The organism is Isoptericola sp. NPDC056573 (assembly GCF_042793335.1).
Lineage (GTDB): Bacteria > Actinomycetota > Actinomycetes > Actinomycetales > Cellulomonadaceae > Isoptericola.
This window is the reverse complement of record NZ_JBHTUY010000016.1, coordinates 38,699-52,138: the sequence shown is the minus strand read 5'-3', so window position 1 is coordinate 52,138 and position 13,440 is coordinate 38,699. Positions and strand designations below refer to the sequence as shown.

Below are 13,440 nucleotides of genomic sequence, written 5' to 3'. Positions count from 1 at the left end.
CGTCCCCGCCGAGGGCCCGGGTCACTCCCCCGGGTAGACGACGCCCACCTGGCGGCGGACGTCGTCCATGGTGCGCATGACCTCGAGCGTGCCGTCCCACGACATGCGCGGGCTCTCGACGTCCCCCGCCGCGACGCGGCGCGCCACCTCGGCGGCCTGGTACTGCTTGCCCTCGCCGCGGAAGCCGTCGTACGCCCAGGTGGCGCCGTCGTGCCGCTCGACCGTGAACGACGTCGGCGCGTAGAACGTGCGCGCCACCTCGATCCGTCCCTCGGTGCCCGAGATCACGGCCGTGTTCGCGGTGCGCGCCCACAGCGTGGTGGACAGGGTGGCCTGCGTGCCCCCGGGGTAGCCCAGCACCATGCCGATCTGGCCGTCGACGCCCGTCTCGGTGAGCGCGCCGACCGCGGTGACGGTCTCGGGCGCGCCGAGCAGGTCGTGCGCGAAGGACACCGGGTAGACGCCGAGGTCCAGCAGCGCGCCGCCGGCCAGCCCCGGGGCGTAGAGCCGGTGGGCGGGGTCGAAGGGGAACTGCTGGCCGTGGTCCGCGATCACGCCCACGACGCGGCCGATCTCGCCGCGCGCGATCACGCCGCGCAGCGCCGCGACGTGCGGCAGGAACCGCGTCCACATCGCCTCCATGACGAAGACGCCGGCCGCGCGCGCGGCGTCGAGCACCTCGCGGGCCTGCGCGGTGTCCTGGGTGAAGGCCTTCTCGACGAGCACGTGCTTGCCCGCCCGGATCGCCAGCAGCGCGTGCTCGTAGTGGTGCGAGTGCGGCGTCGCGACGTACACGACGTCGACGTCGGGGTCGGTCACCAGCGCGTCGTAGTCGCCGTGCGCCCGCGCGCCCGGGGCGTGTGCCGCCGCGAACGCCTCGGCCTTGGCGACGTCGCGCGAGCCCACCGCGACGACGGACGCCGCCGTGTGCTGCCGGACGCCGTCGGAGAAGGACCCGGCGATGTTGCCGGCGCCGAGCACGCCCCAGCGCACGGCCGGAGCGGTCCGCGGGTCGGGCACCGTCCCGAGAAGGTCGTCGGTGGTGAGGCCGGGCGCGAACGAGGCGGGTGTGACGTCGGTCATGGCCGACACGGTACCCGCCGGGCGGCGACCCGCGGAGGGTCGGGTCTCAGGCCGGGACGCCGCCCGACGCCGCCACCACCCGGTTGGCGACGTCCCGCACCTGCTCCAGCTCCACCAGGCTCAGCCCGCTCGCCGCGACCACCTTCGCAGGTACCTCCTCCGCCTGGTCCCGCAGCGCGCGACCCGTCGCGGTGAGGTGCAGCTCGACGACGCGCGCGTCGCCGGCGCCGCGGCGGCGCTCCAGCAGCCCCTGGCGCTCCAGCCGCTTGAGCAGCGGCGAGAGCGTGCCCGGGTCGAGCAGGAGCCGCGCGCTCAGCCCGGTGACCGTCGTCGTCGCGCCGGCGCGGTCGTCCTGCCACAGCCCGAGCATCACGAGGTACTGCGGGTGGGTGAGCCCGAGCGGCTCGAGGATCGGGCGGTAGATCGACACCATCGCCCGGGCGGCCGCCGAGAGCGAGAAGCACACCTGCGCCTCGAGGCGCAGCGGGTCGGCGGGCAGGTCCATGCGCCCACCCTACGAGTCGGCATATAGTTGGCGCACCAATGGTTGGCCCACCAAGCTTTGCTGAGGGAGTGTCATGGCACGCCGCGAGGACGACGACCGGACCTGGGGCATGAAGGTCACCGAGAGCCTCCTGAGGTTCTTCGGGCCCGCGTCGATCCGCCGTACGCCGCCGATCCCGCCCAGCGCGGAGGACCTCGCCCGCGACGCCGCGCTGCGCCGCTCCCTGCAGCGCGTCACCCGCCCCGACGGGCACGTGTACCTCGTCGAGCGCGAGGACTGACCGCCTCAGGCCGTGCGAGGGCCGTCGCGCTACTTCTTGGCGGCCGGCTTCTTCGTCGCCGGCTTCTTCGCGGCGGGCTTGCGCGTCGTCGTGCGCTTCTTGGCCGGGCCGGCCGCCCGCTTCTCCGCCAGCAGCTCGACGGCCCGCTCGGGCGTGATGCTCTCGGGCGTCAGGTCGCGCGGCAGCGTCCGGTTGGTCTCGCCGTCGGTGACGTACGCACCGAAGCGGCCGTCCTTGACCACGATCGGCTTGCCGCTGGTCGGGTCGTCGCCCAGCTCCCGCAGCGGCGGGGTGGCCGCGCGGGCGCCCCGCCCGCGCTTCGGCTCGGCGTAGATCTTCAGCGCCTCGTCCAGCGTGATGGTGAAGAGCTGCTCCTCCGACGCGATGGTCCGCGAGTCCGTGCCCTTCTTGAGGTACGGGCCGTAGCGGCCGTTCTGGGCGGTGATCTCGTCGCCCGACTCGGGGTCGGTGCCCACGACGCGCGGCAGTGACAGGATCTTCAGCGCGTCGTCGATCGTCACCGTCTCGAGCGTCATCGACTTGAGCAGCGACCCGGTGCGCGGCTTCGGCTGCGCGGCCTTCGCCTTCTTCTGCGCCGCCGCCGAGAGGCTCGGGTCGATCTCCGGCAGGTCGAGCACCTCGGTGACGTACGGGCCGTAGCGGCCGTTCTTCGCGATGATCTCGTTGCCCGACACCGGGTCCGTGCCGAGCACCTTGCCGTCCTCGGCGCCGGCGGCCAGCAGCTCGCGCGCCTTCGCCACGGTGAGCTCGTCGGGCGCGACGTCGTCGGGGATGGACGCGCGCGGCGGGCTCTGCCCCTCCTCGACCTCGGCGCCCAGGTCCTCGACGTACGGGCCGTACCGGCCGACGCGCACCCGGATGCCCTCGCCGATCTCGACCGAGTTGATCGCCACGGGGTCGATCTCGCCGAGGTTCTCCACCAGCTCGTGCAGGCCCCAGCCGGTGCTGTCGCCCGAGCCGTCGCCGAAGTAGAACCGCGTCAGCCAGGCCACGCGGTCCCGGCTGCCCGACGCGATCTGGTCGAGGTCGGCCTCCATCTCGGCCGTGAAGTCGTAGTCGACCAGCCAGCGGAAGTGCTCCTCGAGCAGCTTCACGACGGCGAACGCGAGCCAGGTGGGCACCAGCGCCTGGCCCTTGGTGCGCACGTAGCCGCGGTCCTGGACCGTCGAGATGGTCGCCGCGTACGTGGACGGGCGCCCGATGCCGAGCTCCTCCAGCGCCTTGACCAGCGACGCCTCCGTGTAGCGGGCGGGCGGCGTGGTCGAGTGCCCCTCGGCGGCGAGGTCGTCGCCGCGCAGCGGGTCGCCCTCGGCCATGCGCGGCAGCCGCGCGTCCTTGCCCGACGCGCCGGCGCCGTCCCCCTCGGCGACGTCCGTGCCCTCCTCGTACGCGGCCAGGAAGCCACGGAAGGTGATGACGGTGCCGGACGCCGAGAACACGGCGTCGCGGCCCACGAGCTCGCCCGCGGCGCCGGTCAGCGAGGCCGCGAGCCGCACGGACGCCGTCGACCCCTTGGCGTCGGCCATCTGCGAGGCCACGGTGCGCTTCCAGATCAGCTCGTACAGCTTGAACTGGTCTCCGGAGATCTCGCGGGCCACCTGGGCGGGGGTGCGGAACGAGTCGCCCGCGGGGCGGATCGCCTCGTGCGCCTCCTGCGCGCCCTTGCTCTTGGACGCGTACAGGCGCGGGGCGCCCGGCACGTACTCGGGGCCGTACAGCTCGGCCGCCTGCCGGCGCGCGGCGTCGGTCGCCTCCGCGGACAGCGACGGCGAGTCCGTACGCATGTAGGTGATGTAGCCGTTCTCGTACAGCGCCTGCGCGGTGCGCATCGCCTGGCGCGCGCTCATGCGGAGCTTGCGGCCGGCCTCCTGCTGCATCGTCGAGGTGGTGAACGGCGCGGCCGGCTTGCGGGAGTAGGGCTTGGTCTCGAGCGACCGGACGGCGAAGGCGGCGTCCGCGAGGCCCGCGACGACGGCGCGCGCCGACGCCTCGTCGAGCTGGACCACGCCCGTGCGGACCTTGAGGCGGCCGCGGTCGTCGAAGTCGCGGCCGGACGCCACGCGGTCGGCCCCGAGGCCGGTGAGGCGGGCGCGGAACGCCTGCCCGGCGTCGTCCCCCTCGGTCGGCGCGAACTGCCCGGTGACGTCCCAGTAGTCGGCGGGGACGAACGCCATGCGCTCCCGCTCGCGCTCCACGACCAGCCGCGTCGCGACGGACTGCACACGGCCCGCGGAGAGGCCCTGGCGCACCTTGCGCCACAGCACGGGCGAGACCTCGTAGCCGTAGAGGCGGTCGAGGATGCGGCGGGTCTCCTGCGCGTCGACGAGGTCCTCGTCGAGCTCGCGGGTGTTCTCCAGCGCCCGCAGGATCGCCTCGCGGGTGATCTCGTGGAACACCATCCGCTTGACCGGGACCTTCGGCTTGAGCTCCTGGATGAGGTGCCAGGCGATGGCCTCGCCCTCGCGGTCCTCGTCGGTGGCGAGGTAGAGCTCGTCGGCCTCCTTGAGGGCCTTCTTCAGCTCGCGGACCTTCTGCTTCTTGTCCGCGTGCACCTCGTAGTAGGGGTCGAAGCCGTTGTCGACGTCGACGGCGAACTTGCCGTACGGGCCCTTCTTCATGTCCGTCGGCAGGTCGCGCGGCTGCGGCAGGTCGCGGATGTGCCCGACGCTCGCCTCGACCTCGAAGTCGTCACCGAGGTAGCCCTGGATCTTGCGGGCCTTGGTGGGCGACTCGACGATCACGAGCTTGCGTGGCTGGGGCATCCGTTCCTGCTTTCCCTGGTGCTGCGGCGGTGCGGGCGGCGTGCTGCTGCGGTGGTGATGGTGGCCGGCCGACCGGTCATGTCACGGTACGACATCTGCTCGTCACTTCCCCGACACGGCCGCCGGGCGGCACTCTACCGAGACGTGCGGCGGGGCTGCGCGGTGAGCTGCCGGAGCACGAGGAGCGCCGCGAACGCCGCCGCGGTCACCGCGAGCACCCCCAGGACGCCCGCCGCGTACGCGGTGAGGTCCGGCGACAGGGGCACCGGGTCGCCGTTCGTGACGAGCCCCACGAGGGTGCCGCCGGAGACGACGACGCCGACCGCCGACGCGGCGAGCAGCAGGCCTGCCACGACGTACGACCCCGGTGCCGACGAGGATCCGCCCCGTCGGTGCGGCTCGTCCGTCGACGACGCGGGCGCGAGCGCGCAGACCGCGGCCCCCCACGCCAGGACGACGAGCACCGCGGCGACGACGTCCGACGGCCGGTGCCACTGCCCCACGAGCGTCGAGACGCCGGTGGCCGCCGTGTAGGCGGCACCGAGGATCGCGACCACCGGCCGCCAGGCCCGCGGCGTGACGAGCAGCAGCGCGACCGACACGGACGCGGCCACGGTCGTGTGCCCGCTGGGCAGCGTGTTGGGGCCGGTCCACCCGGGCAGCAGCTCGGGCCGGTCGAGGACGCCGTGCTTGAGCACCTGGGTCGTGACGTTCGCGCCGGCCACGAGCACCGCGACCTGCAGCGCCAGCACCCAGCGGCGCCGCACCAGGGCGACGAGCATCGCCACCCCGACCCCCGCGACGACGAACGCCACGGAGACGACGTCGAGCACGGGCTCGGCGACCTGCCACAGGCGCCCCTGACCGTAGGTCGCGCCGCCGAACGCGAGCTCGTCGACGCGCTGGCCCGCGGTCGTCCCGACGAAGAACCGCCAGGTGAGCCACACCCCGAGCACGGCGAGGACGGCCACGACCCCGGCGGCGACGCGCGGCGCCGTCCGCGCCTGCGGGACGGTCCGACGTCCACGCCACGCGCCGACCGGCAGGATCGGCGCGCCGACGCCCGCCGTCCCCTGCGAGGGGGTCGGCGGCGTCGGGGGGCGCGTCTCGGTGAGCACGGGGCCACGCTACCCATTCCGGTGTGTCGGAAACGTATGCGCGGCGTGGGGACCTCTCCGCGCGCTACGGGCGGGTGTGCCTCAGCGTGACGGTGTTGGAGAAGACCTGGCGGACGCTCTGGTCCTTGGGGGTGTACTGGACCTTGATGTAGGACTTCCCGGGCGAGCCCGACAGCAGCACCCCGGGCACACGGAGGGTCCGCCGCCCGTCGTCGACCTTCCACGACCAGTTGGTCCAGCAGCCGGCCCAGCGGGACTGCGACGACTGCGGGTCGCGCGTCCAGAGGCACAGGCGGCCGCGCTCGGGGAGCCCCGCCGTCGTGACCGTGACGGTCGCGCGGACCGAGCGACGGTCCGACCAGTCGGCGGGGAACGACGTGCGGTCCATGCGGAACGTGACCTTCGGCCGCGCCTCGGCGACCTTCTGGCTCCAGGCCCGCTGCGACCGCTCGAAGGTGGACGGCCCGACGTACTTGACCACCATGTACTGCGGTTCACCGCCCTGCGCCTTCACGCCGGTGGCGGGGACGTACAGCGACGCCTTCCCCTTCGCGAGCGTGCCGGTGCGCAGCTTCTTGCCGTACGACCACAGCTCGACCCGGCCCGTCGGCGTGGCTCCGGGCGACGAGACGGTCACGGCGATCCGGCGCCCCTTGCCGTAGGTCCACGTCCTCCCGGTCGACACGGCGACGGACGTCGCCCGGGGGCGGACGACGAGCGTGTGCCACCGGTCGACGTGCTCCTCGTACTCCGGGGCGCCGTCGAACTCGATTGCCAGGTACGAGTAGCCGAACGCGAGCCTGCTCGCCGGGAACCGCAGCGTCGCCTTCCCGCCCACCACGGCGGCGGAGGCCAGCGACTTCCCGTCGCTGCTGCGCGTGACGGACACGCGCCCCACGGGCGTCCCGAGCGTGGACGTGACGCGCACCGGCACGACGACGTCCGAGCCGTAGCGGACCGAGGACGGCACCGTGGCCTTCACCGTGACCGGCTTGCTCGTGGCCTGCACCCAGGCCCCCCAGCTCGACACGGGTTCCCCCGCGAGGGTCCTGTGCACGAACCGGAGGGTCCGCCAGCGGGCCACCTCCGTGCCGTCGAGGGCGAACGCGGCGACACCGTCCACCAGCGGCGCAGACCGCTCCACCCCGCCGCCGAGGTCGACGGTCACCTCGCCCTCCCTCGGCTCGTCCGTGCCGGTGAGGTCGAAGCGGAGCTCGTGCGCGTCGCCGTAGTGCCACGACGTCGCGTTCAGCAGCGGGACCGTGGGGTCGGCGAGCTCGATATCGGCCGCGCCCCACGACCGGACGGGGTACTGACCGGTGGCCGGGTCGACGGCCGCGGACGTGTCGACGTGGCGCACCACGACGCGGTGCAGGCCGGCGGCGTCGTCGACGGTCGGGACCACGATCGTGGCCCGACCGTCCGTCAGGGAGGCCCGCCACTGGGACGAGCTGTAGCCGTCGGCCATCCAGGTGATCTGGCCGATGCCCGGCGCGCCGTCCTGGGTGACGGTCACCTCGAGGGTGACGTCCTGCCCCACCCACCAGCGCTCCTCCGTCGGGACGACGACGGTGGCGTCGCCGCCGGCGTCGTCCGCCGTCGCGGGCGGGACGACGAGCCCCGTCGCGACCAGGGCGAGCGCGACCGCCGCACCGACCGACGCCATCCACCGCCGTACTCCTGCGCCCACGCGCACACCGCCTCCAGTCGAGCCCGCGTGCAACATAGCGGCAGGTCAGACGCCGATCCAGACCTCCGAGGGCGCCCCTTGCCCGACCGTGAAACTTCATACCTCCCGGGGGTGTCGTCGACCGGTCAGCGGGCGAGCTCCGGCGGCAGGCCGCCCGAGCCCGCGCCCACCAGGTCGGCGTCGTGCAGGTGGCACGCGACGCGCCGCTCCTCGCCCGTGCGCGGCGGCCCCAGCACGGGGCGCACGTCGCGACAGACGTCCATCGCGTGCGGGCAGCGCGGCGCGAACGGGCAGCCCGCGCCGAGCCGCTGGAGGTCGGGCGGGGCGCCGGGGATGCCGGACAGCTCGCGCCGCGGCCCGCGCAGCGGGGGGAACGAGCCGAGCAGGCCGGCGGAGTACGGGTGCCGCGGCCTGCGGTAGACCTCCTGCGCGGTGGCCTCCTCCACGATCTCGCCCGCGTACATGATGGCGATGCGGTCGGCGACCTCCACCAGCAGGGACACGTCGTGGGTGATCAGGACGACGGAGAACCCCAGCCGGTCGCGCAGCTCCATGATCTGCTCGAGGATCTGGCGCTGCATGACGACGTCGAGCGCCGTCGTCGGCTCGTCCATGAGCAGCACCTGCGGCTCCAGGGCGAGCGCCATCGCGATCATCACGCGCTGCCGCATGCCGCCCGAGAGCTGGTGCGGGTACGCGCGGAGGCGGTCCGCGGAGATGCCGACCATCTCGAGCAGCTCCGCCGCCCGCGCCTCGAGGTCCCGGGGCGACAGCCCGGGCCGGTGCGCCCGGATGCCGTCGGTGAGCTGCCGACCGATCCGGAAGACCGGGTTGAGGGAGCTCATCGCGCCTTGGAACACGATGGCGACGTCGCGCCAGCGGGCGGCGCGCAGCTGCGCGTCGGTCAGGCCGAGGACGTCGCTGCGCCGGCCCTCGCGGTCGGTGAGCCACACCTCCCCGCCGGTGATGAGGCCGGGCGGCGGCAGCAGCCGGGTCGCGGCGTACGCGAGCGTCGACTTGCCGCAGCCGGACTCCCCCGCCAGGCCGAGCACCTCGCCGCGGTGCAGGGTCAGGTCCACGCCCCGCAGCACGTGCGTCGGGTCGTCGCCGAAGCCGTAGTCCACGTGCAGGTCGCGGATCTCCAGCACGGGCTCGCTCATCTGTCCTCCTGGGTGGGCTCGGTGGGGCGCGCCGGCCTCACCACCGGGGTGAAGCCGACGCGCGGGCGGATGCCACGGCGGCGCAGGGTGCGGGCGTGCATGCCGGTGCTGCGCAGGCGCGGGTTGACCAGCTCGTCGATGCCGAAGTTGATCAGGGTGAGCGCCATGCCCAGCAGCGCGATGCACAGGCCGGCGGGCACGAACCACCACCAGGCGCCGCGCTGCAGCGCCAGGTTGTTCTGCGCCCAGAACAGGATGGTGCCCCAGTTCCACTCGCTCACCGGCGTGATGCCGATGAACGCGAGCGTCACCTGGCTGAGGACGGCGAACGTCACGGTGCCGACGAAGCCCGCGGCGATGATCGCCGTGAGGTTGGGCAGCACCTCCGCCAGCACGATGCGCCACGTGCGCTCGCCCGTGGCCCGCGCCGCCTCGACGAAGTCCCGCTTCCGCAGGGACAGCGTCTGGGCGCGCAGCACGCGCGCGCCCCACGCCCATCCGGTCACGCCGATGACGAGCGCCACGGTGATGCCGCCGGCGCTGGGCAGCTGCGCCGCGATGATGATGATGAGCGGCAGCTGCGGGATGACGAGGAACACGTTCGACAGCGCCGAGAGCCCTTCGTCGCCCAGCCCGCCGACGAACCCGGCCGTGACGCCGACGAGCACGCCGAGCACGGTGGCCCCGAGCCCGGCGACCAGGCCCACGACCAGCACGCCCCGGGTCCCGACGATGATCTGCGACAGGATGTCCCGCCCGGTGTGGTCGGTGCCGAGCCAGTGCGCGCCGGACGGCGGCTGCAGCAGGGCGGTGCTCACCTGGTTCGGGTCGTAGGGCGCGATCCACGGGCCGACGACGGCGAGGATCCCGAAGAACACGAGGATCGCGATGCCGACGAGCGCCTTGGAGTTGCGCAGGAACAGCAGCCGGGGGCGCCGGCCCGGGCGCGCGACGCCCTGCCCGACGTCGTCCGGCCCCGTAGGTGCCGCGACCTCGATCGCGGTGGTCGATGTGGCCATGTCAGCCTTCCTGCCGGGTGCGGGGGTCGAGCGCCGCGTAGGCCAGGTCCGCCACGAGGTTGGCGACCAGCACGGACAGCGTGATGACGAGGAAGCAGCCCTGCATCAGCGGGTAGTCGTGGGTGGAGACCGCCTGGTAGAGCGTGTAGCCGATGCCCTGGTAGCTGAAGACCATCTCCATGACGAGCGTGCCGCCGACGACGAAGCCGAGTGCCAGGGCGAAGCTGGAGACCTGCGGCAGGATCGCGTTGCGCGCCGCGTACCCCACGACGACCGCCCGCGCGGGCAGGCCCTTGGCGTGCGCCACGGTGACGTAGTCCTCGCTGGAGACGGTGACCATCATGTTGCGCATCCCGAGGATCCAGCCCGAGATCGACGACACGACGATCGTCAGCGCGGGCAGGGTGCCGTAGTAGATCACCGAGCCGACGAACTCCCAGCTCAGCGACGGCACCATGCCGCGGTCGTAGCTGCCGTTGGACGGGAACCAGCCGAGGTTGACGGCGAACACCGCGATGGCGATGAGGCCCAGCCAGAAGTACGGCACCGCCGAGAAGAAGGTCGTGATCGGCAGCAGCGAGTCCGCCCAGGTGCCGCGTCGCCAGCCGATGCCGGTGCCGACGGCCGTGCCGAGCAGGAACGCGATGATCGTGGCGATGCCGACCAGGCCGACCGTCCAGGGCAGCGCCTGCGTGACGATGTCGGACACGGGTGTCGGGAAGTGGGTGAAGCTCAGCCCGAGGTCGCCGTGCAGCAGCATCTGCCAGTAGTGCACGTACTGGTCCCACAGCGACATGTCCTGGTCGAGCCCGAACAGCACACGCAGCGACTGCTCGGCGTTCGAGTCGATCCGGCCCTGCATGCGCCCCATGAGGGCGGTGACCGGGTCGCCCGGCAGCAGGCGCGGCACGAAGAAGTTGATGGTGATGGCGGCCCAGGCGGTGAACAGGTAGAACAGCGCGCGGCGCAGCACGAACCTCATGCGTCCCCTCCCGTCGGCGTCAGCACCGGGGCGTCGGCGCGGTCGGCGTACCCCCAGCAGGCGGCCTGCCGGGGCTCGCCCGCCGGCCCGCGGCCGACGTCGAGCAGGGGCGGCGCCTCGGCCGCGCACAGGTCGGTGGCGAACGGGCAGCGCGGGTGGAAGCGGCAGCCCGAGGGCGGCCGCACCAGGCTGGGCGGCTCCCCGCGAGGGGCGCCCGCCGGCCGCTCGGCGAGGTTCTCCGGGTCGGGGGCCGACGCCAGGAGCAGCCGCGTGTACGGGTGCTTCGGGTCCTGGGTGACCGACTCGCTGTCCCCCGACTCCACGACCTGCCCCGCGTACATGACCAGGGTGGTGTCCGCGAAGTACCGCGCCGAGGCGATGTCGTGCGTGATGTAGAGGATCGCCAGGTGCAGCCGGTCGCGCAGGTCGGCGAGCAGGTTGAGGATGCCGAGCCGGATGGACACGTCGAGCATCGAGATGGGCTCGTCGGCCAGCAGCACCTCCGGGTCGGCCGCGAGCGCCCGCGCGATGGCGATGCGCTGGCGCTGGCCGCCGGACAGCTCGTGCGGGAACTTGTCGACGTACCGCTCGGCGGGCGTGAGGTGCACGCGCTCGAGCAGCTCGGCGAGGGCCCGCTCCAGCTCGTCCCCGCGCAGGCGGCCGCGGTGGATGCGCAGCGCCCGCGTGAGCGTGTACCGCACGGGGTGCACCGGGTTCAGCGAGGAGAACGGGTCCTGGAAGATCATCTGGACGCGGTTCACGTAGCGGCGGAACGCGCGGCGTCCGCGCGCCCGCGCGTCGGTGCCGCCGAGCAGCAGCCGGCCCGCGGTGGCGGGCTGGAGCTGGGAGAGCAGACGCGCCACGGTGGACTTCCCGGAGCCGGACTCGCCGACGAGGGCCACGACGCGTCCGGCGTGCAGCGCGAGGTCCACGCCGTCGACGGCGTGCACGACGGCGCCGCGCCCGGAGCCTCGGCCGCCGCCCTTGACCAGGTAGTGCTTCGTGAGCCCGACGGCCTCGAGCACGGGCGCGCCGGGGTCGGTGCTGGGGGTGCCCCCCGGGGCGCCGGCAGGCGCCCCGGGGGTGGTGGTGTGGAGGGACATCAGGACGCGGGCTCCAGGTGCATGACGATCTGGGCGGCCTGGACCCCCGTGGGCTGCGGCTGGTTGTACGGGTCGTCCTCGGACGGCCAGCCGACGTAGTTCAGCGACGAGTACTGCGCGGTGGCGGGGCGCGACCAGATCGGGATGGCGGGCACCTGCTCCACGTAGACCTGCTGGATCGTGTCCATCGCGGCCTGGCGCGTGGCGTCGTCGGTCGCCGCCGCGTAGTCGGCGAACGCCTTCGTCGCGGCGTCGTCCTGGAACCGGCCGAAGTTCCACGTGGCCGGCTCGCCGAGCTTCTTGTACTGCGCGCCGTCGAACTGGTCGGCGTACATGTCCCACGGCGTCGCGCCGCCGTCGGTCCAGTGCAGCGTGGCCTGGAAGTCGCCCGGCGGGATGACGTCGGCGAACCAGCCGTCCTGGTTGACGGGGTTGACCGTGGCGTCGACGCCCAGCGTCGCGGCCGCGTTCTTGATGAGGTCGAGCGCGGTGAGGTAGTCGTTCCAGCCCGCCGGGTTGGTGAGCTCGAAGGTCACCTTCTCGCCGTCCGGGTCGACGAGCTTCTCGCCCTCCCAGGTGTAGCCGGCGTCGGTGAGCAGCGCCTTGGCCCCCTCGACGTCGACGGCGAGGTCGGTGTCCGCGTAGGCGTCGGAGAGGAACGGCTCGCCCGCGGGCAGCGGCAGGCCGGTCGCGTTCGTCAGCGGCGGGTTGACGCCGGAGGTGGCGACGTCCACCAGCTCCTGCCGGTCGACGACCATGTTGAGCGCCTGCCGGAAGGCGACGTCGTCGAACGGCTTCTTCTCGTTGTTGAGGAACAGCGCGTCGATGCCGAGGCCGGCGGCGGCGTACTGGTGGTAGTGCTCCGGGTCCTGCGCGATGTAGACGTTCTCGTAGTCGGCGATGAACGTCCAGCCCCACTGCGCCTCGCCCGTGGTGAGGGCCGTGGTCAGGGCGTTGTTGTCGTTGTACGACGAGTACCGGATCTCCGGGACCTTGGGCTGACCGCCCCAGTAGTCGTCGCGCGCCTTCACGGTGGCCGCCTGCGGCGTCCACGACTCGAGCGTGTAGGGGCCGGTGCCGACGGGCTCCTCGTTCGTGAACGTCGTCGGGTCGTCGACGTCCTTCCACAGGTGCTCCGGCACCATGAGCAGGTCGTACAGCTTGGACTGGTTGACGTACTGCGGGGCCGTGAACGACACGGTCACGGTGGTGCCGTCGGTCTCGACCTTGTCGTACGGCAGCGCGGCCGCGTTGAGGCCCTCGTGGTCGATACGGAGCTGGATCGAGAACGCGACGTCGTCCGCGGTGAAGTCCTCACCGTCCGACCAGGTCACGCCCGACCGCGGCGTGATGACGGCCTGCGTGTAGTCCTCGTTCCACTCGATCTTCTCGGCGAGCCAGGGCTCCGGGTCCTCGGACGGCTTGGCCTGGTTGCGCATCATGAGCGGCTCGTAGATGACGAACGCGTAGCCGAGGGAGAGCGCGGACGAACCGGTCGCGAACGGCGACTGGTTCTGGGTCTGCACGCCGTTGGGCATGCCGACGGTCAGGGTCTCCGTGCCGACGCCGCCGGAAGAGGCGGACGGGCTGTTCCCGCCGGCGCCGCCGCCACAGGCCGCGGCCAGCAGGGCCACGACCGCGGCGCTCGCGACCGCCGTGCTGAGCTTGCGGATTCTCACGGTGTGCCTCCTTGCACGAGCCCCGCCGCCGATGGCGG

11 protein-coding genes are annotated in these 13,440 nt (G+C 73.1%); 1 reads left to right on the top strand and 10 read right to left on the bottom strand.

What is annotated here, in order from left to right:
* Positions 1–21: 21 nt before the first annotated feature.
* Complete coding sequence (locus ACFQ8E_RS20510) at positions 22–1,083, bottom strand: Gfo/Idh/MocA family protein (protein WP_430552414.1); 1,062 nt, start codon at positions 1,081–1,083, stop codon at positions 22–24.
* Positions 1,084–1,129: 46 nt separating this feature from the next.
* Positions 1,130–1,588 carry a MarR family winged helix-turn-helix transcriptional regulator gene (locus ACFQ8E_RS20505; RefSeq protein WP_430552413.1) on the bottom strand — a complete coding sequence of 153 codons (459 nt, stop codon included), beginning with the start codon at positions 1,586–1,588 and terminating at the stop codon, positions 1,130–1,132.
* A 73-nt stretch (positions 1,589–1,661) separates the two neighbouring features.
* Between ACFQ8E_RS20505 and ACFQ8E_RS20500 the strand changes: the two genes are divergently transcribed.
* Positions 1,662–1,868: a hypothetical protein gene (locus tag ACFQ8E_RS20500; RefSeq protein WP_430552412.1), complete on the top strand. Its 207-nt coding sequence runs from the start codon at positions 1,662–1,664 to the stop codon at positions 1,866–1,868.
* Positions 1,869–1,897: 29 nt separating this feature from the next.
* Here ACFQ8E_RS20500 and topA read toward each other — a convergent pair whose 3' ends face one another.
* The 8 genes from topA to ACFQ8E_RS20460 all read right to left on the bottom strand — a co-directional run bounded on the left by topA (position 1,898) and on the right by ACFQ8E_RS20460 (position 13,402).
* The gene (topA, locus tag ACFQ8E_RS20495; RefSeq protein ID WP_430552411.1) at positions 1,898–4,651 is read right to left on the bottom strand and encodes a type I DNA topoisomerase; all 2,754 of its coding nucleotides are present in this window, start codon (positions 4,649–4,651) and stop codon (positions 1,898–1,900) included.
* Positions 4,652–4,785: 134 nt separating this feature from the next.
* Positions 4,786–5,769, bottom strand: coding sequence for a phosphatase PAP2 family protein (locus ACFQ8E_RS20490; RefSeq protein ID WP_430552410.1), 984 nt, complete (start codon positions 5,767–5,769; stop codon positions 4,786–4,788).
* Positions 5,770–5,833: 64 nt separating this feature from the next.
* Entirely contained in the window at positions 5,834–7,435 is a 1,602-nt protein-coding gene (locus ACFQ8E_RS20485; RefSeq protein WP_430552409.1) for a hypothetical protein, read from the bottom strand.
* A gap of 149 nt (positions 7,436–7,584) precedes the next feature.
* The gene (locus ACFQ8E_RS20480) at positions 7,585–8,619 is read right to left on the bottom strand and encodes an ABC transporter ATP-binding protein (RefSeq protein WP_430552408.1); all 1,035 of its coding nucleotides are present in this window, start codon (positions 8,617–8,619) and stop codon (positions 7,585–7,587) included.
* A complete protein-coding gene (locus ACFQ8E_RS20475) occupies positions 8,616–9,638 on the bottom strand; it encodes an ABC transporter permease (RefSeq protein ID WP_430552407.1) in 1,023 nt (340 codons plus the stop codon). Before ACFQ8E_RS20475 ends, ACFQ8E_RS20480 begins: the two co-directional genes overlap by 4 nt.
* Before the next feature lies 1 nt (position 9,639).
* A complete protein-coding gene (locus ACFQ8E_RS20470; protein WP_430552406.1) occupies positions 9,640–10,620 on the bottom strand; it encodes an ABC transporter permease in 981 nt (326 codons plus the stop codon).
* The gene (locus tag ACFQ8E_RS20465) at positions 10,617–11,723 is read right to left on the bottom strand and encodes an ABC transporter ATP-binding protein (protein WP_430552405.1); all 1,107 of its coding nucleotides are present in this window, start codon (positions 11,721–11,723) and stop codon (positions 10,617–10,619) included. Before ACFQ8E_RS20465 ends, ACFQ8E_RS20470 begins: the two co-directional genes overlap by 4 nt.
* The gene (locus ACFQ8E_RS20460) at positions 11,723–13,402 is read right to left on the bottom strand and encodes an ABC transporter substrate-binding protein (protein WP_430552404.1); all 1,680 of its coding nucleotides are present in this window, start codon (positions 13,400–13,402) and stop codon (positions 11,723–11,725) included. Before ACFQ8E_RS20460 ends, ACFQ8E_RS20465 begins: the two co-directional genes overlap by 1 nt.
* Positions 13,403–13,440: the final 38 nt, after the last annotated feature.

Coding starts and splice junctions, on each gene's coding strand:
- ACFQ8E_RS20510 (WP_430552414.1), bottom strand. CDS start 1,083: ATGACCGACGTCACACCCGCCTCGTTCGCGCCCGGCCTCACCACCGAC.
- ACFQ8E_RS20505 (WP_430552413.1), bottom strand. CDS start 1,588: ATGGACCTGCCCGCCGACCCGCTGCGCCTCGAGGCGCAGGTGTGCTTC.
- ACFQ8E_RS20500 (WP_430552412.1), top strand. CDS start 1,662: ATGGCACGCCGCGAGGACGACGACCGGACCTGGGGCATGAAGGTCACC.
- topA (WP_430552411.1), bottom strand. CDS start 4,651: ATGCCCCAGCCACGCAAGCTCGTGATCGTCGAGTCGCCCACCAAGGCC.
- ACFQ8E_RS20485 (WP_430552409.1), bottom strand. CDS start 7,435: ATGGCGTCGGTCGGTGCGGCGGTCGCGCTCGCCCTGGTCGCGACGGGG.
- ACFQ8E_RS20480 (WP_430552408.1), bottom strand. CDS start 8,619: ATGAGCGAGCCCGTGCTGGAGATCCGCGACCTGCACGTGGACTACGGC.
- ACFQ8E_RS20475 (WP_430552407.1), bottom strand. CDS start 9,638: ATGGCCACATCGACCACCGCGATCGAGGTCGCGGCACCTACGGGGCCG.
- ACFQ8E_RS20470 (WP_430552406.1), bottom strand. CDS start 10,620: ATGAGGTTCGTGCTGCGCCGCGCGCTGTTCTACCTGTTCACCGCCTGG.
- ACFQ8E_RS20465 (WP_430552405.1), bottom strand. CDS start 11,723: ATGTCCCTCCACACCACCACCCCCGGGGCGCCTGCCGGCGCCCCGGGG.